Raw genomic sequence first — 15,957 nt, forward strand, 5'->3', positions numbered from 1 at the left:
TGTAACGGAAAGGTGTAAAAAAGGAAAATAAAAAAGGCTACCAAATGGTAGCCCTTTATTTTAGAAGTGTTTAGAAACTAATTCTACTAACGCTTCTTTCGGTTTGTAACCTAACGCTTGATCAACTACTTTACCGTCTTTTAATACGAAAAGAGCTGGAATGCTCATTACTTCGAATTGACGAGCAGTTTCTTGGTTTTCATCCACGTCTACTTTTACTACTTTTACTTTTTCGCCTAATTCTGCATCAATTTCCTCTAATACAGGAGCGATCATTTTACAAGGTCCACACCAAGGTGCCCAGAAATCTAATAATACAACACCTTCGCTAGTTTCAGCTGCGAAGCTTTGGTCATTTGCATTTACAATTGCCATTTTATTTCCTCCTTCAAGTATATTCTACCAAGAGTATATCATTAACTTATATACGTGGCGAATAATATGTATCGTTATGTATTGTAACAAAAAAGTGTTCCTTTATACTATATAAAAATACGGATTAAATACTAAAAAGATGAGAGACAGGGGATCTCTCACCTTTTCTATATATAGGGGTACTTCACTTGGAACTCAAGGGTACTCAAATCATGAATGTACTTTTAACTTTTTAAACTCTTCTGTTAAAAGAGGTAAGACTTCAAATAGATCGCCAACAATACCATAGTCAGCTACTTTGAAGATACTTGCTTCTGGGTCTTTATTAATTGCAACGATTATTTTTGAGTTAGACATACCAGCTAAATGCTGAATCGCACCAGAAATACCGCATGCAATGTATAAGTCTGGCGTAACAACTTTACCAGTTTGACCAATTTGTAATGAGTAATCGCAATACTCAGCGTCACAAGCACCACGAGATGCTCCAACAGCGCCGCCCAATACGTCAGCTAACTCTTTTAATGGCTTGAATCCTTCTTCACTCTTCACACCGCGTCCACCAGCGATAATAACTTTTGCTTCAGAAAGGTCAACACCTTCTGCCGTCTTACGGACGACATCTTGAATAATTGTACGTAGGTCTTTCACATCTACTGTAATAGAAGATACGTCACCACTGCGAGACTCATCTTTTTCAAGCGTTGCAATGTTATTTGGACGTACTGTCGCAAATAAGATACCGTCCGTTACAATCTTCTTCTCAAATGCTTTACCAGAGTAAATTGGACGAGTAAAGATAACATTTCCACCTTCAACTTCTAAAGCAGTTACATCAGAAACTAGACCAGCTTCGAGCTTCGCTGCTAATTTTGGTGATAAATCTTTACCAAGTGCTGTATGTCCAAATACAATACCTTCTGGCTTTTCTTCAGCATATACAGCTGAAAATGCTTGTGCATAACCATCAGATGTATATGATTTTAATTTATCATTTTCAACTGTCACAACGCGATCTGCACCGTAATGAATCAATTCATTTGCAAAAGAGGCAACGCTGTCTCCAACTAGAAGACCTACTACTTCACCGCCTTCTGCAATTGTTTTTGCTGCTGCTACCGCTTCAAACGAAACGTTACGTAGCGATCCATCACGAACCTCACCCATTACTAATACTTTACGAGCCATAGATTTTCCCTCCTGCATATATAATTTCGTATTTTATTAGATTACTTTCGCTTCTGTATGGAGCAACGATACAAGTTCTTTTACTTGATCTTGCAGCTCGCCTTGTAACACTTTTCCTGCATCTTTCTTAGGAGGCAAATAGATTTCAATCGTTTTTGTCTTTGCTTCCACATCATCTTCTTCTAAATCTAAATCATCTAATTCTACTTCTTCTAGTGGCTTTTTCTTCGCTTTCATAATACCTGGAAGCGATGGATAACGAGGTTCATTTAAACCTTGTTGTGCTGTTACTAAAACTGGTAATGAAGTTTCAATCACTTCCGTATCACCTTCAACATCACGCTCAATCTTCACGTTTGTACCGTCAATTTCAAGTTTTGTAATTGTCGTTACGTACGGAATATTTAACGCTTCTGCTACGCGTGGACCAACTTGTCCAGATGCACCATCAATTGCAACGTTCCCGCCTAAAATTAAATCTACATCTTTATCTTTTAAATATTCAGCAAGTACTTTTGCTGTCGTGAACTGGTCACCATTTTCCACATCATCTTCAATATTAATTAATACAGCTTTATCGCAGCCCATCGCTAATGCCGTACGAAGTTCTTTCTCACTATCTTCGCCACCGACTGTTACAACAGTAACTTCGCCACCTTGTGCGTCTCTTACTTGAATTGCTTCTTCAATCGCATATTCGTCGTAAGGGTTGATGATGAATTCCGCTTCGCCATCGTAAATTGCACCGTTTTTAATTACGATTTTTTCTTCTGTATCAAATGTTCGTTTCATGAGTACGTAGATGTTCATTCCATTTACCCCCTTGTTTTTCAGAAAGATTCTATCAATTTTAATTTTCTGTTAATTTATATTAAAAAAATAATTGAACTACCTGCCATTAAATGAAGGCTTACGTTTTTCTAAAAACGCTGCTACACCTTCTCTTCCATCTTCACCCGTAAATACTTCACCAAAGATTTGAGCTTCGCGTTGTACACCTTCATAATAATGAGACGATTTCGTCGTTTGCAATAACTCTAGTACAGCACGAGTCGTCGCTGGGCTTTTTCCAGCAATCTGTTTTGCAACTTTAAGCGTATCATCTAAAAATGTTTCTTCAGCAAAAACTCCGTTAACAAGTCCCCATTTTAATGCTTCTGCACCAGTAATCGGTGTACTTGTTAACATCATTTCACAAGCTTTCGCTTTCCCAACATAACGTGGTAATCGCTGTGTACCTGCAAATCCAGGAATTAATCCAAGTGTTAATTCAGGTAAACCAAGTTTTGCACTTTCAGTTGCAAAGCGCATGTGGCAAGACATAGCAAACTCAAGGCCGCCGCCAAGTGCCGCTCCATGAATTGCCGCGATAACTGGTTTTGAACATTTTTCAACACGCTCAAACGTAACTTGTCCAAGCTGCGCTAATTCTGTCGCTTGCTTCGCTTCAGTAACAGATGTAAATTCTTTAATATCTGCTCCCGCCGAGAAGAAGCGCCCTTCACCGTGAATAACAACAACACGAATGTTATCATCCTTCTCCACTTGATCAATTAATTCAGTAACGTCATGCATAACTTGTGAAGACATCGCGTTTGCCGGCGCATGATTTAACGTCGCCACCGCGATATGATCTTCAACTCTTACAGATAGGAATTTCAACATGATCCCTCCCATTATTGACGATAACCACAAGCTGCAATAAGTAGCCCATGTACCGTTTTTGAAAGTGCGACCAGATCATACTTATGATCGCTCATTACCCAATTGGTCACAACTTCATCTACTGTTCCAAAGATCATTTGTCTTGCCACGCGAACATTTAAATCCGCTTGGAATTCACCTTGCTTTATACCTGTCTCCAAAATCTCATCCATAACTTGTAAGTAGCCTTTTAATACTTCATTTATTTTCAGGCGTAAGTCTTGATTGGACTGTCTTAGCTCTAATTGCGTAACGATAGCAAGAGGATCATTTTGTGATAACAGCAAGAAGTGCGTTTCTACCAACATGAATAACTTCGATACAGCGCTTTCAATTCCTGCTGTTTTTTGACGAATTGTTTCGACAAAATCTCCCATCTTCTCTTGGAATAAGGATATTAATATATCTTCTTTATTTTTAAAATATAAATAAATCGTGCCATCAGCTACCCCAGCTTGCTTTGCTATTTTAGAAACTTGCGCTTGGTGGTACCCATTCTCCGCAATCACAATGACTGCCGCATCAATAATTTGATTGTATTTCGGTCTATTTTTCTTCACTTTACTGTCCCCTTCAAGAAGATGACTGAATGAATAGTCATTCATATTCTTATAATACTGACTATTTAGAAAAGTGTCAATCCTATTTTTTCAAAAAGAAAGGGCCTTAGCCCGTTTGCTCATCCTCATTTTTTCTTTTCTCTTCATCTATTAGGACACGGCGTAAAATTTTTCCGACTGTCGTTTTCGGCAGTTCATCTCTAAACTCATATACTTTCGGCACTTTATAAGCCGCTAAATATTTACGCGCAAACTGGTTTAATTCTTCCTCAGAACACTCCGCACCTTCTTTTAACACAACAAATGCTTTAACTGTCTCTCCCCGGTATGGATCGGGAACTCCAATCGTCACTACTTCTTGCACTTTTTCATGCTCATATAATACTTCTTCTACTTCGCGAGGATACACATTAAATCCACTCGCAACAATCATATCTTTCTTACGATCTTTCACATAGAAAAATCCATCTTCATCCATGTAACCAACATCCCCTGTATGAAGCCATCCGTCTTGTAATACAGCTGCTGTTTCTTCTGGCTTATTCCAATACCCTTTCATAATTTGAGGACCCTTTACAACAATTTCACCAATTTCACCCGGAGGTAAAGCCTCTCCAGTTTCAAGCGACATAATGTTTGCCTCTGTATCTGGCCACGGCACACCAATACTTCCTGGCACGCGTTTTTCCCACAAAAAATTCCCATGTGTAACTGGCGACGACTCCGTTAATCCATAACCTTCTACCAATTTCCCACCTGTAACTCTCTCAAACTCTTCCTGTACTTCTACAGGAAGCGGGGCAGATCCACTAATACAAGCTTGAATAGAAGAAATATCATATTCTTTTAAGAGGGGACTATTTAATAGAGCAATATAAATGGTCGGTGCCCCTGGAAATAGTGTGACTTTATGTTTTTTTATCGCTTCAAAAACCATTTTCATATCAAACTTCGGAATCAGCACCATTTTATATCCTTGCATAATACTTAAATTCATTACAGCTGTCATCCCATACACATGAAAGAACGGAAGGACACCAAGAATTACTTCTTCCCCTTCTTTACAATTATATAGCCAATGAGCTCCCATTAAAGTGTTCGAAACAAGGTTTTTATGCGTCAACATAACGCCTTTCGGAAATCCAGTTGTTCCTCCAGTGTACTGTAAAAGAGCTAGATCATTTTCAGGATCACAAGGCACTTCAACATTAACATTACTTTCTCGTTCTACTGATTTCCATAGATGAATCGTTTCGCTTTCCGACACATCCACAACAAGATTTGCCTGCTTTTTTTGTACAAATGGATAAAGTAAATTTTTAGGGAAGGGTAAAAAGTCCGCAATCCGAGTTACGATAATATGTTCAATTTTTGTAGCAGATTGAACATTCGTTACTCTTGGAAACACTAAATCGAGACAAAGAATTACTTTTGCTCCCGAATCATGAAGCTGGTATTCTAATTCTCTTTCTGTATATAGCGGATTTGTTTGTACTACGATACCTCCCGCAAGTAATGTACCATAATAACCAATTACAGATTGCGGACAGTTTGGCAACATAATAGCAACTCGATCACCCTTTTCCACACCGAGTTTTTGAAGATAATTTGCAAACCTCTTCACCTTATCGTGGAAGTCTGAAAATGTAATATCCTTCCCTAAAAAGTGAAGCGCTTTCTTTTCTGGATAACGTGAAGCCACCTGTTCCACATATCCATGAAGCGGCTGAATATCATAAGAAATCGCACTTGGAATTTCTTCTGGATAACTTTTCAACCATGGTTTTTCCACCTTCATTCCCCCTTCAAATACATAAAAATAAATGAATGTTCATTCATGAAGTTGTTTTCATTATATTATAGTCACCATAACGTTACAATCATAATATTCTGACTTTTGTATAACTATGCTTTACTTCATTAACTTCTTATTATATGTATCAACTCTCCTAATCTTAAAAAAGTAAGAGAGTTATTATTTAGCTTAATCTTATTATCGTTAACACAGCTCCTGGTGTAGTTGTTGATAATGTGGCAACAGCTAACAAACCAAATAGTTGCAAACTAATAGCATCTCCTGCTGCAAGAGTTGTAATGATTGTTGCACTAAATGATGTAGTTGCTAACGCAGGAGAATTAATCGTCCCAGCAAGTGGTGCTCCATTAATTGTAATCCGTGAACTGACTAATAATGAAGCCGTTATATTAATTGTGTATGAAATATAATAATTCCCAGCATTCGCAACCGTAAATACTGTACTTCCACCAGAAACAGTAATTCCTGGACCGATGTTTTGATTATTTGGAAGCGGGACATTCGTTCCACCAAGAAGTACCGATATCGCTGTTCCCGACGTATTATTTGCAAATGCATACGTCGCTGTGATACTTGTACCTGTTATTCCCGTTGGGCCGGTGGATCCTGTTATTCCTGTTGAACCTGTTGGACCCGTTGCTCCTGTCACTCCTGTTATTCCTGTTGAACCTGTTGGACCCGTTGATCCCGTTGATCCTGTTGGACCTGTTGCTCCCGTCGGACCCGTTGATCCTGTTGGACCCGTTGAACCTGTTATTCCCGTCGCTCCCGTTGGACCTGTTATTCCCGTCGCTCCCGTTGATCCTGTTATTCCCGTCGCTCCCGTTGGACCTGTTGAACCTGTTATTCCCGTCGGACCCGTTGATCCTGTTATTCCCGTCGCTCCCGTTGGACCTGTTGAACCTGTTATTCCCGTCGCTCCTGTTGGACCCGTTGATCCTGTTGGGCCTGTCGCTCCTGTTGGACCCGTTGCCCCTGTTATTCCCGTTGCTCCTGTCACTCCTGTTGGACCTGTTGCTCCTGTTATTCCTGTTGGACCCGTTGCTCCCGTTATTCCTGTCGCTCCTGTTGGACCTGTTATTCCCGTCGCTCCTGTTGGGCCTGTCGCTCCCGTTATTCCTGTCGCTCCTGTTGGACCCGTTGAACCTGTTATTCCCGTTGCTCCTGTTGGACCCATTGCTCCCGTTATTCCTGTCGCTCCTGTTGGACCTGTGTCACCTGTTGCTCCCGTCGGACCTGTTGGGCCTAGCTTAGGCACTGTCCCATCGCAACTAAAACAACATGAATCAACATGTACACCATTTTGATTATTACACCCACAATATCCATTTATATTATTGCTCCATGAATACATGCTGATCCCTTCCTTCAAATTCAATCTTTTAAGTATAAGCAACACATAAAAAAACACCTATAAATAACCTAGAACAACTTTACTCCGTACATTCTAATAATTATTACATGTGATTCTCACTCCTTTTGCTTGTACTTTCGCCTTCTTGCTCAAACGAAATTCTTTTTCTTAATAAAACAGCTTGATGTTCTCGTACTTGGAGCACCTTATTTCTTATAGTGGATGAGGAAGAATAGTGGGAAGAAGTCTCCTTTTTTATTCATTCTTATAAGGTCAAAAGGAAACTATCTTTTTTTCACGAATGTAACCTATGAACATAACGAGGAGGGATAACATGTACCAAACTATTGAAGGCTTCTTGCAATCATGGACATACGAGGCTGAGTCTACTCAAAAGATGCTCAATGCATTAACAGATGAATCTTTGTCACAAGAAATTGCACCTGGACACTGGACGTTAGGCAGAGTTGCTTGGCATATCGTGACGGCAATTCCAGTTATACTATCTGGCACAGGGCTTAAGTTTGAAGGAGAAACGAAAGATTATCCTGTACCAACTTCTGCAACAACAATTGCTGATCAATACCGTAAAGTGAATGCAGCTTTTGTTGAAGCTCTTCAAGGCGAATGGACGGATAAAGACTTAGCTACTATTAATGACTTCTTTGGTCGTCCTATGCCGAATTCTATATTTTTAATGACACTTATTAATCATCAAAATCACCATCGCGGACAAATGACGGTTTTAATGCGACAAGCCGGCTTAACAGTCCCTGGCGTATATGGTCCTGCAAAAGAAGAATGGGCTGCAGCTGGAATGGAAGCTCCTAAAATGTAACTACAGAAAAAGACAAGGTGTTTACACATCTTGTCTTTTTCTGTAACTTGTTTCATGTGAAACTATTTTTACCAAATGGTTGTTTTATGGAAAAATACGTTAAAATGAATACATATTATGAAGAGGAGCAACCAAATTGAATACAAAAAATAAAAAAATAGTTATGGGAACTGTTTTACTAACTTCTATTATTGGAGTTATCAGCGCATCTCTTTATTTCACAAGTTATGGTACCCCTTGGGGAAAACAAGCAGCAATTACGGAATCAAAAGATTATATTACAAAATATTTTAATCTAGATGCAGAAGTCAAAAACACTTCTTACGATGCTAAAATGAATAGCTATGCAATCGCCTTTGAAACAAATAAAGACGGAGAGTTTACTATCGAATATAAAAGTCCTAATAACTTTAATATTTCTCCAGAAGTACAAGCGTATTTAAGCAAACACTCCAAATTTACAGAGTAGTAACGAAGCATACATATACAAAAAAGAGTTGGTGTAACGCCAACTCTTTTTTACGTATTCTTATCATACAGTTATATCTTCCTTCTCTATATTTTTAATTCCGTAATATGCAATCACCACTCCAATTGCTGCAAGTGCTAGTTGAAGGGGAAGAAAAGTTGCTGTGGGAAACTCTGGGTTGCTATTCATTGCAATTGAGACAACGATAAGAGATGAAACAATTGTAGTTGGCACTGAACGTTTACGCATTCCGAAATATAGAGGGATTAAACTCATTCCCGCAGTTGCAATGGCTAAAGGAACTAGTTTTATTCCTTCTTGCACCAATTGATCTACTGTGAATGAATTAGGAAGAATTGAAAAATAGCTATCTATCCCAAAGAAAATTCCTACTACTAAAATGTTAGATACAATAACTGTTATAAATGTTACTATCGCTGTAATAGCCAACTTACTAGCCATCATTTTCTTTCGGTTAATAGGATAAGAAAACATAAGTAGTATTGTTTTATTTTTATATTCGCCAATTATTAACCTTGCGATTAAGACACTACCAAAAATAATAAATGTTGCTCTTACTAATGTACTAGCCGCTAACAAAATCATCTGTGGATCTCTTATTTCTGGATCTCCTTCTATTTGAGAAATGATGCTCATAGAGATCAATAATGCCAGTATAGCGATATTTGCAATAATCACTCCCCTTACATACCATCCAAGCTTAAACTTCTTCATTTCTAGCTTCATAAGACGTAGCATGATAGTGTCCTCCTTTCTCATAAGACTTAATCAATATAAATGACTCCTGTTTCACTTGAAAACTTCGCTTCGTTTTTTGCATCACCAATGGTTCCCGCTTTTATTTTTTCTGTATTTTTATCTTTCTTAAGTCCATTTACATTCACCATTACGTCAGACGAATTACTTTTAGCCGTAAGTTTTAAAGATGTCGGAACACCTTTATACCGTACGCCAATATCTCCTGATTTTGTTTCTACAAATAACGATTTTCCTTCTTTCATATCTTTCAGTAATACTTCCCCAGATGTTGAAGTGATGTTCATATTTTCGTTTTTTATATTTTTCACATAATTATCGCCAGTAGTAGAAGTTATATTTACTTCTTGTAATGAACTATCTTTTAACATTAAATCTCCGCTTTCGGATGTAAATTCACCCTTCTCTGCCGATAGTCCTGTAATCATTTCATCTCCAGACTTGCCTTTTGTCACGATATTTTTCACTTCTATATCGCTTATTTTTACATCACCCGATTTATTATTTAATACAATTTTATCTATTTCTTTCTTCGGAATAGCTATAGATATACTATTTTTCTTCCTAAACGTAAAACCATTAAAAAATCTGGTCGCCTTTTGTTTTTGCTTAACTATAACTTTATTCCCTTCATGTTCTATTTCGACAGGATCTATCTCTTTATCTACTCGTTTACCTTGAGCCAAAATCACTATTTTGTTAGCATCTGTACCTTTAAATTCAATATCCCAGTCTTCATTGTCCACTTCTATTTCTTTTATATGATCTATCTCAAAAGACTTTTCTTTCTTAAAATCTTTCCCCTGAAATACCTTAAAGCCAAAAACCACACTAGCAATTGTCAGAAATAAAATTGCAATTACTATTATTTTTTTCAACATTCATACCCCAGTTCGTTTTTGTTTTAGGCTTGCTTCATGCCACATCAATCTTGTCGATTTTACGATACGAAAGATAACTAATAAAAATTCCTAATAAACAGAGTACAATTGGGATAAATATAAAATCATACATACTTACTTGACCGTTTCCAGGACCAACGTTACTATTCATTAGCATCCCAATTATTACTGCAGAAGTAATCGTTGTCGGTGTAGATTTCTTTCTCATCCCAAAAAATAAAGGAATTAAACTAATACCAGATATCATAAATGCACTTATAAAGGTAGCTGGAACAGTAGCTATTATTTCACCAATCGTAATAGGTGTTTCAATTAGCCCTATCATTGGGTTCATAAAAAATATGAGCAAACTAATAGTGAACGTAGCGACAATCATGCTAATAAAACAAAAACTAAAAACAATTGTTAATTTCGCTCTCATTAACTTTTTCCTTTGCAATGGGTACATAAATAGTAGTTGTATTGTTTTATTCTTATACTCATCAATTACTAAACGCGATAAAATGACCGCACTAAAAATAAGAAATGTTATCCTTATAAAAATATTTGCTAAAGTCATATATTTTGTGAAATCAGTGAGCGCCGCATCTGCTTCACCTTTCGCTCCCAACCCCATAAGGCTTACCGCAGCAAAAATTGCTATAATACAAATGGCTACCCCTTTAAAGTAACTAGATAATTGATGTTTTCTCCATTCAAGTTTCATTAATTTAAACATATAAACCACGCCTCCATTACTGACATAACTATCTCTATGCTACTAACATTCTAATTCCAGCCGTAACTACGCTTAACATCCCTATCACTAGTAAAATTAACGACCATTTCCGCTCAGGTTTTCTATAATATAAAATCCCACTTATGAACATTACAATTAACCCACTTACTAGATTCACTAACAATCCATTAAGCATGAATGCCCTCTCCATCCATTACATTTAAGAAATATTCTTCTAAGGAACTATGTTTCTTATTAATACTTTCAATTTCTACATCGTTCATAATAAGTGCTTTTGAAATAGCTTGTTGCGTCGCTGACGTATCATACACACGAATCATGTTTCCACTCATTATTTTGTAATTTTTTATACCGAGTTTATCTTCTAAAATATAAGCTGCACGCTTCACATCAGGAACAGTAATTTCAATGTACTCTGTTTGTTTTCCGTTAATGCTCTTCATTGAAACTTCTTTTATTAGTTTTCCATTTTGAATTACACCAATTGTATCCGCCATTAGTTCCATCTCACCTAAAATATGACTAGAGACTAATAACGTAATGCCATATTCTTTGCAAAGCATTTTAAATAAGTCTCGTAATTCTTTAATACCTATTGGATCTAAACCGTTAATTGGCTCATCTAAAATGAGTAGTTCTGGCTTTGTCATGATCGCCCTTGCAATACCAAGTCGTTGCTTCATCCCTAATGAAAAATCTTTTACTTTTTTATCATCTATACCGTGCAGTTTTACTAAATGTAAAGCATGATCAATTGCGTTCTTGTCGTAATACCCCATATATTCACAATGTAATTCTAAGTTTTCCTTCGCCGTTAATTTATCATAAAAGATTGGATATTCGATAATGGTCCCCATACGCTTTAACAATTCATAAGATGTATCTGTTAACTTCTCACCGAAAATTTCAATATCACCGCTCGTCGGTTTTATTAAATTTGTGATCATTTTCATAATCGTTGTTTTACCTGCACCATTTGGTCCTAAGAAACCGTATATCTCTCCTTTTTTCACATGCATGTTAACGCTAGAAATAACTTCTTTTCCTTTAAACACTTTCGTTAACTGATTCGTTTTTAATATATATGTCATGTCATTTTCCCCTTTCGCAATACTTTATATTTCTATAATAGACAATGGAAATCTCTTTTTTCTTACCCATTCCTTACAAATTCCTTACGCTGAAAAAAAGCTTGTAGAATCTAATTCTCTACAAGCTAAAACAGCATCTTTTTTAATACAACTGTAAAAATCGTTTTTTCATATGGCTTACTAGAAAGATGTATTTTTCCATCCATCGCTTCCACAAGCCTTTTCGTAATCGTTAACCCTAAACCGCTTCCTTGGTACAATCTATTTCTGGAATCTTCAAGTGTGTACATACGCTCAAACACTTTATCAATATGAGATTCATCAATTCCTTTCCCTGTATCCCATACATCTATATACACACTCGTTTCATCATCTCTTAACGTCACACCAAGTGTCTTTCCATCGTCTCCATATGTAATTGCATTTGATATTAAATTATTCAATACTCTACCTAATACTTCTACATTTCCAAGTGCATATATATTTCTTTCTGGTATATCAATATGAACTTGAAATCCTTTCGCAGTCACTAAATCATAAAAAGATAAAATCTTCTCGCGGCAAACTTCATTCATATTTACTTTCGTCATCTCAATTGCTTTGTCACCAGATTCTAATTTTGCTAAATCAAAAAACTTATGAATCAGTTCCATTACTTCTAGTGTTTTCACATGCACCTTTTCAAGTAATATTTGCTGTTCTTCTTTATTCATCGTTTTATCCTTATTTAACATTTCTGTATATCCAAGAATAACTGTTAGTGGCGTCTTTAAATCATGTGAAATATTTGAAAGCATTTTTCTCATCGAAATTTCTACTTTTGCATGATCTGCATTCGTTTTTTGTTTTGCATCTAATAGTTGATTAATTGCTACTAATAATTTTTGTAATTGTAGATCATCTGTCATAACGAGTAACTTCTCACCTGTTTGTCCATTTACAATACTTTCTAACTTTTCATATGTGTATCGTAAATTTTTACTACTATTTTTTCTCATTTTATATTGTATGTAAATGATACATAACAATATGAAAATAATACCTATTAACAAATTGACCATATTACATCACTTCCAATTTATAGCCGATGCCCCATAAAGTTTTAATATATTCTGGATTAGATGGATCACTTTCGATTTTCTCACGCAATCTTCTCATATGAACATTAATAACGTTATCGTCACCGTAATACTCTTCGTTCCAAACTAACGTATATATTTGCGCTTTCGTAAATACACGATTTTGATTCTTTACGAATAGCTTTAAAATCTCAAATTCTTTTAAAGTAAGTTTGAGGGGCTTTCCGTTTTTTTCAACCGTAAAATTAATTGGATCAATTGCTAAATCACCAATTTGAATCATCTTTTCTGTTGTTTCTGTAGCCGAATATTTCGTAGACCTCCGAATACCCGCTTTTACACGTGCAGCCAATTCAATCATAGAAAATGGCTTACAAATGTAATCATCTGCTCCCAGTCCTAATCCAACAGCTTTATCAACATCTGTATCTTTTGCCGACATCATTAAAATCGGAACTGCACTTTTTTCCCGAATGATTCGCACAACCTCTAAGCCATCTAGCTTTGGCATCATAATGTCGAGGATAATCAAATCAAATGAACCTTTTAAATATGTGTTCACGCCTTCTTCTCCATCAGATGCGATTGTAACTTGAAAGCCCTCTTTTATTAAATACTTTTCCACCATCTCTTGAATTGAAATATCGTCTTCAACTAATAAAATATGATGTGACATATGTCTATCCCCTTTTTACAAACGTTAACAATTCAATTGTATCGTAACTACTACAGACTGGAAACAATTATATGAATTTTCAAACCAACTTCCCTTCCTTCCATAACAATGATATGATAAAATTCACTACTATTGTTCATAATTAACTTTATATAAAGGAGACTTATCATGTCAGAAAACAAAAAAGTAAGCTTAGCTGATTTAATGCGTGAACAACTTGCAAAGAAAAAGCAAGGAAATGGAAATGGTGCAAATAATACAAATCAAAGCCAAGCAACGAAAAAATTACAAAACCAACAAACGAAGAAAACAAACAATCAGCGTAGACGTACAGGTGTATAAATGAACGGACAAAAACGTTCTAATATCGCACCCGGTCTTGAAGTTGATATTGTATTAAAACAAGATCAACGAACAGGCAAATTAACACGTGGAATTGTAAAAGATATTTTAACAAACTCCCCTTCCCATCCTCATGGCATTAAAGTGCGATTGCAGGACGGGCAAGTCGGTAGAGTACAAAATATCGTTCAATAAGAAAAGGAGCTCAAGTAAACTCGAGCTCCTTTTTCTTTATTACCCTTTAATTTTCTCAATGAAAACTACTTTTAAATAGTCTCCTTCTTTGAATTGATCAATGGTACGAAAATCTTCTGGTAAAGAATGTTCTTCTAATATTTTATATTTGCCATTCATTTCTTTAAATGCCGTATCGATAAATCCTTTAAACTTTTTCATATCAAATGCGCTACAATTTGTAGAGGCAACAATAATTCCATTATTTTCTGTAATCGCAATTGTTTCTTTTAATAAGTTTTTATAATCTTTCGCTGCACTAAATGTATATTTTTTTGAGCGTGCAAAGCTTGGAGGATCAAGTACAACCATATCAAATTTCATCTTTTTCTTAGCTGCATATTTGAAGTAAAGAAATACATCTTCTACAATAATGTCTTGTGCTTCATAATCTATTTCATTTACACTAAACTGCTCAATCGTTTTACTTAAACTACGATTTGCCAGGTCCACACTCGTCGTTTTGCTCGCTCCGCCAAGCGCTGCAAATACAGAGAAAGCACCTGTATAAGAGAACATATTCAACACTGTTCTCCCTGTCGCATATTTATCACGAATTTGTTTTCGAACGTTACGCTGATCTAAAAATACACCAACCATCGCTCCGTCGTTTAAATACACCGCAAAGTTCACACCATTTTCTTTTACGATAAGTGGGAACTCGCCGCGCTCTCCTGCTACGAAATCATCGCCTTCAATGTATTTCCCTTTCGTATCAAAACGCTTTTTCTCATAAATCCCTTTAAAGTTTGCTACTTTCTGAAGAGCTGCTATAATCTCATCTCTGAAAGTATAAATCCCTTCACTATACCAACTTACTACATAATAGCCGTCATAATAATCGATAATTAAGCCTCCAAGGCCATCACCTTCACCATTTAGGACACGGAATGCTGTCGTATCACTTGATTTGTAAAATTGCTTTCGTTTATGTAAGGCAGATTTTATTTTACTTTCAAAGAAAGATTGATTAATTTGTTCACTCTCTTTTCTCGTTAAAATCCAGCCGTATCCTTTATTTTGTTTTCCATAATAACCTTTTCCGATAAAATTGTTCTTCTCATCTACTACTTTAATGATTGTTCCTTCTTCCTGAACATCATTTAAATTTTGAATTGCATCTTTTAAAATAAGCGGATATCCACTTTTAATTTCTTTTATAAATTTCGGTTTTATTTTTACAGTTACTTCTGATCGCATATAATAACTTCCTTTCCATTTGCATGCTTTCTAATTCGTAGGAAGCATATAAAAAACGAGGCTAAAAAATAACCTCGTTTCACTATACCATATTATCGCTTTGCTAGTACAACTCGCTTAACCGCCACATATGTACTACATTTTGAAATGGAAATCTTACTGTCCAAAATAATAAAAAAACTTATTTATTTCACATTTACCATTGACAATGATAATGATTTTCATTATCATTTAATGTATGTGAGTTCTCGAAAATAAAGGCTACATTTATAGGAGGAATAAAACATGATTATTGTTACAAATACAGCTAAAATTACAAAGGGAAATGGACATAAATTAATTGAGCGTTTTAATAAAGTAGGTCAAGTCGAAACGATGCCAGGCTTTTTAGGATTAGAAGTTCTTTTAACGCAAAATACAGTTGATTATGATGAAGTAACAATTAGCACACGCTGGAATGCAAAAGAAGATTTCCAAGGTTGGACGAAGAGCTCAGCATTTAAAGATGCTCACTCACATCAAGGCGGGATGCCAGAATATATTCTTGATAATAAGATCACTTACTACAATGTTGAAGTTGTACGTATGCCAATGGCTGCAGCACAGTAAACAT

The 15,957-nt window shown here is 36.0% G+C and carries 20 protein-coding genes; 5 read left to right on the forward strand and 15 right to left on the reverse strand.

Features of this window, described 5'->3' with window-relative positions; translation table 11 throughout:
• Positions 1–60: 60 nt before the first annotated feature.
• The 7 genes from trxA to ACLBWW_RS04160 form a co-directional block, all read right to left on the reverse strand.
• Positions 61–375, reverse strand: a complete 315-nt coding sequence (trxA, locus tag ACLBWW_RS04130; RefSeq protein WP_001018943.1) for a thioredoxin — start codon at positions 373–375, stop codon at positions 61–63.
• A gap of 210 nt (positions 376–585) precedes the next feature.
• Positions 586–1,563: an electron transfer flavoprotein subunit alpha gene (etfA, locus tag ACLBWW_RS04135; RefSeq protein ID WP_000101968.1), complete on the reverse strand. Its 978-nt coding sequence runs from the start codon at positions 1,561–1,563 to the stop codon at positions 586–588.
• 36 nt (positions 1,564–1,599) lie between these two features.
• The gene (gene etfB, locus ACLBWW_RS04140; RefSeq protein ID WP_001029035.1) at positions 1,600–2,373 is read right to left on the reverse strand and encodes an electron transfer flavoprotein subunit beta; all 774 of its coding nucleotides are present in this window, start codon (positions 2,371–2,373) and stop codon (positions 1,600–1,602) included.
• A gap of 78 nt (positions 2,374–2,451) precedes the next feature.
• The gene (locus ACLBWW_RS04145; RefSeq protein WP_048541264.1) at positions 2,452–3,228 is read right to left on the reverse strand and encodes an enoyl-CoA hydratase; all 777 of its coding nucleotides are present in this window, start codon (positions 3,226–3,228) and stop codon (positions 2,452–2,454) included.
• 11 nt (positions 3,229–3,239) lie between these two features.
• A complete protein-coding gene (locus ACLBWW_RS04150) occupies positions 3,240–3,827 on the reverse strand; it encodes a TetR/AcrR family transcriptional regulator (protein ID WP_000742213.1) in 588 nt (195 codons plus the stop codon).
• 106 nt (positions 3,828–3,933) lie between these two features.
• Positions 3,934–5,619, reverse strand: coding sequence for a long-chain-fatty-acid--CoA ligase (locus ACLBWW_RS04155; protein ID WP_046958779.1), 1,686 nt, complete (start codon positions 5,617–5,619; stop codon positions 3,934–3,936).
• 187 nt (positions 5,620–5,806) lie between these two features.
• Positions 5,807–6,997, reverse strand: a complete 1,191-nt coding sequence (locus ACLBWW_RS04160) for a BclA C-terminal domain-containing protein (protein WP_447613911.1) — start codon at positions 6,995–6,997, stop codon at positions 5,807–5,809.
• 334 nt (positions 6,998–7,331) lie between these two features.
• On the opposite strand from ACLBWW_RS04160, the gene ACLBWW_RS04165 reads away from it, so the two are divergent.
• A complete protein-coding gene (locus tag ACLBWW_RS04165; protein ID WP_046958777.1) occupies positions 7,332–7,835 on the forward strand; it encodes a DinB family protein in 504 nt (167 codons plus the stop codon).
• A 136-nt stretch (positions 7,836–7,971) separates the two neighbouring features.
• Positions 7,972–8,304, forward strand: a complete 333-nt coding sequence (locus ACLBWW_RS04170; RefSeq protein WP_048544282.1) for a YfjL-like protein — start codon at positions 7,972–7,974, stop codon at positions 8,302–8,304.
• 63 nt (positions 8,305–8,367) lie between these two features.
• On the opposite strand, the gene ACLBWW_RS04175 is transcribed toward ACLBWW_RS04170, so the two are convergent.
• The 7 genes from ACLBWW_RS04175 to ACLBWW_RS04205 form a co-directional block, all read right to left on the reverse strand.
• Positions 8,368–9,063 (reverse strand): ABC transporter permease, encoded by a 696-nt coding sequence (locus ACLBWW_RS04175; protein ID WP_048544284.1) that lies wholly within the window; start codon positions 9,061–9,063, stop codon positions 8,368–8,370.
• Positions 9,064–9,089: 26 nt separating this feature from the next.
• Entirely contained in the window at positions 9,090–9,962 is an 873-nt protein-coding gene (locus ACLBWW_RS04180; protein ID WP_116443094.1) for a DUF4097 family beta strand repeat-containing protein, read from the reverse strand.
• A 34-nt stretch (positions 9,963–9,996) separates the two neighbouring features.
• A complete protein-coding gene (locus ACLBWW_RS04185) occupies positions 9,997–10,701 on the reverse strand; it encodes an ABC transporter permease (protein ID WP_098641680.1) in 705 nt (234 codons plus the stop codon).
• 34 nt (positions 10,702–10,735) lie between these two features.
• Positions 10,736–10,897, reverse strand: a complete 162-nt coding sequence (locus tag ACLBWW_RS04190; protein WP_048544288.1) for a hypothetical protein — start codon at positions 10,895–10,897, stop codon at positions 10,736–10,738.
• Positions 10,890–11,813, reverse strand: a complete 924-nt coding sequence (locus tag ACLBWW_RS04195; RefSeq protein WP_000221077.1) for an ABC transporter ATP-binding protein — start codon at positions 11,811–11,813, stop codon at positions 10,890–10,892. Before ACLBWW_RS04195 ends, ACLBWW_RS04190 begins: the two co-directional genes overlap by 8 nt.
• A 125-nt stretch (positions 11,814–11,938) precedes the next feature.
• Positions 11,939–12,874, reverse strand: a complete 936-nt coding sequence (locus tag ACLBWW_RS04200) for a HAMP domain-containing histidine kinase (RefSeq protein ID WP_098123511.1) — start codon at positions 12,872–12,874, stop codon at positions 11,939–11,941.
• A gap of 1 nt (position 12,875) precedes the next feature.
• Positions 12,876–13,568 (reverse strand): response regulator transcription factor, encoded by a 693-nt coding sequence (locus ACLBWW_RS04205; protein WP_000018032.1) that lies wholly within the window; start codon positions 13,566–13,568, stop codon positions 12,876–12,878.
• A 168-nt stretch (positions 13,569–13,736) separates the two neighbouring features.
• Here ACLBWW_RS04205 and ACLBWW_RS04210 point away from each other — a divergent pair, with 168 nt between their 5' ends.
• Positions 13,737–13,910 carry a hypothetical protein gene (locus ACLBWW_RS04210; RefSeq protein ID WP_048544295.1) on the forward strand — a complete coding sequence of 58 codons (174 nt, stop codon included), beginning with the start codon at positions 13,737–13,739 and terminating at the stop codon, positions 13,908–13,910.
• A complete protein-coding gene (locus ACLBWW_RS04215; RefSeq protein WP_001014310.1) occupies positions 13,911–14,105 on the forward strand; it encodes a YwbE family protein in 195 nt (64 codons plus the stop codon).
• A gap of 39 nt (positions 14,106–14,144) precedes the next feature.
• On the opposite strand, the gene ACLBWW_RS04220 is transcribed toward ACLBWW_RS04215, so the two are convergent.
• Positions 14,145–15,344 (reverse strand): class I SAM-dependent rRNA methyltransferase, encoded by a 1,200-nt coding sequence (locus ACLBWW_RS04220; RefSeq protein ID WP_048544299.1) that lies wholly within the window; start codon positions 15,342–15,344, stop codon positions 14,145–14,147.
• Positions 15,345–15,629: 285 nt separating this feature from the next.
• On the opposite strand from ACLBWW_RS04220, the gene isdG reads away from it, so the two are divergent.
• Positions 15,630–15,953, forward strand: coding sequence for a heme oxygenase (isdG, locus tag ACLBWW_RS04225; RefSeq protein WP_000587825.1), 324 nt, complete (start codon positions 15,630–15,632; stop codon positions 15,951–15,953).
• Positions 15,954–15,957 lie beyond the last annotated feature (4 nt).

This window comes from Bacillus sp. M5A3_1b (assembly GCF_053345335.1).

Excerpts from the sequence above, each read along its gene's own strand:
- ACLBWW_RS04220 (WP_048544299.1), bottom strand. The coding sequence starts at position 15,344 with ATGCGATCAGAAGTAACTGTAAAAATAAAACCGAAATTTATAAAAGAA.
- ACLBWW_RS04185 (WP_098641680.1), bottom strand. The coding sequence starts at position 10,701 with ATGTTTAAATTAATGAAACTTGAATGGAGAAAACATCAATTATCTAGT.
- ACLBWW_RS04160 (WP_447613911.1), bottom strand. The coding sequence starts at position 6,997 with ATGTATTCATGGAGCAATAATATAAATGGATATTGTGGGTGTAATAAT.
- etfB (WP_001029035.1), bottom strand. The coding sequence starts at position 2,373 with ATGAACATCTACGTACTCATGAAACGAACATTTGATACAGAAGAAAAA.
- ACLBWW_RS04205 (WP_000018032.1), bottom strand. The coding sequence starts at position 13,568 with ATGTCACATCATATTTTATTAGTTGAAGACGATATTTCAATTCAAGAG.
- etfA (WP_000101968.1), bottom strand. The coding sequence starts at position 1,563 with ATGGCTCGTAAAGTATTAGTAATGGGTGAGGTTCGTGATGGATCGCTA.
- ACLBWW_RS04180 (WP_116443094.1), bottom strand. The coding sequence starts at position 9,962 with ATGTTGAAAAAAATAATAGTAATTGCAATTTTATTTCTGACAATTGCT.
- ACLBWW_RS04165 (WP_046958777.1), top strand. The coding sequence starts at position 7,332 with ATGTACCAAACTATTGAAGGCTTCTTGCAATCATGGACATACGAGGCT.
- ACLBWW_RS04200 (WP_098123511.1), bottom strand. The coding sequence starts at position 12,874 with ATGGTCAATTTGTTAATAGGTATTATTTTCATATTGTTATGTATCATT.
- ACLBWW_RS04215 (WP_001014310.1), top strand. The coding sequence starts at position 13,911 with ATGAACGGACAAAAACGTTCTAATATCGCACCCGGTCTTGAAGTTGAT.
- isdG (WP_000587825.1), top strand. The coding sequence starts at position 15,630 with ATGATTATTGTTACAAATACAGCTAAAATTACAAAGGGAAATGGACAT.
- ACLBWW_RS04195 (WP_000221077.1), bottom strand. The coding sequence starts at position 11,813 with ATGACATATATATTAAAAACGAATCAGTTAACGAAAGTGTTTAAAGGA.
- ACLBWW_RS04175 (WP_048544284.1), bottom strand. The coding sequence starts at position 9,063 with ATGCTACGTCTTATGAAGCTAGAAATGAAGAAGTTTAAGCTTGGATGG.
- ACLBWW_RS04145 (WP_048541264.1), bottom strand. The coding sequence starts at position 3,228 with ATGTTGAAATTCCTATCTGTAAGAGTTGAAGATCATATCGCGGTGGCG.
- ACLBWW_RS04190 (WP_048544288.1), bottom strand. The coding sequence starts at position 10,897 with ATGCTTAATGGATTGTTAGTGAATCTAGTAAGTGGGTTAATTGTAATG.
- trxA (WP_001018943.1), bottom strand. The coding sequence starts at position 375 with ATGGCAATTGTAAATGCAAATGACCAAAGCTTCGCAGCTGAAACTAGC.
- ACLBWW_RS04210 (WP_048544295.1), top strand. The coding sequence starts at position 13,737 with ATGTCAGAAAACAAAAAAGTAAGCTTAGCTGATTTAATGCGTGAACAA.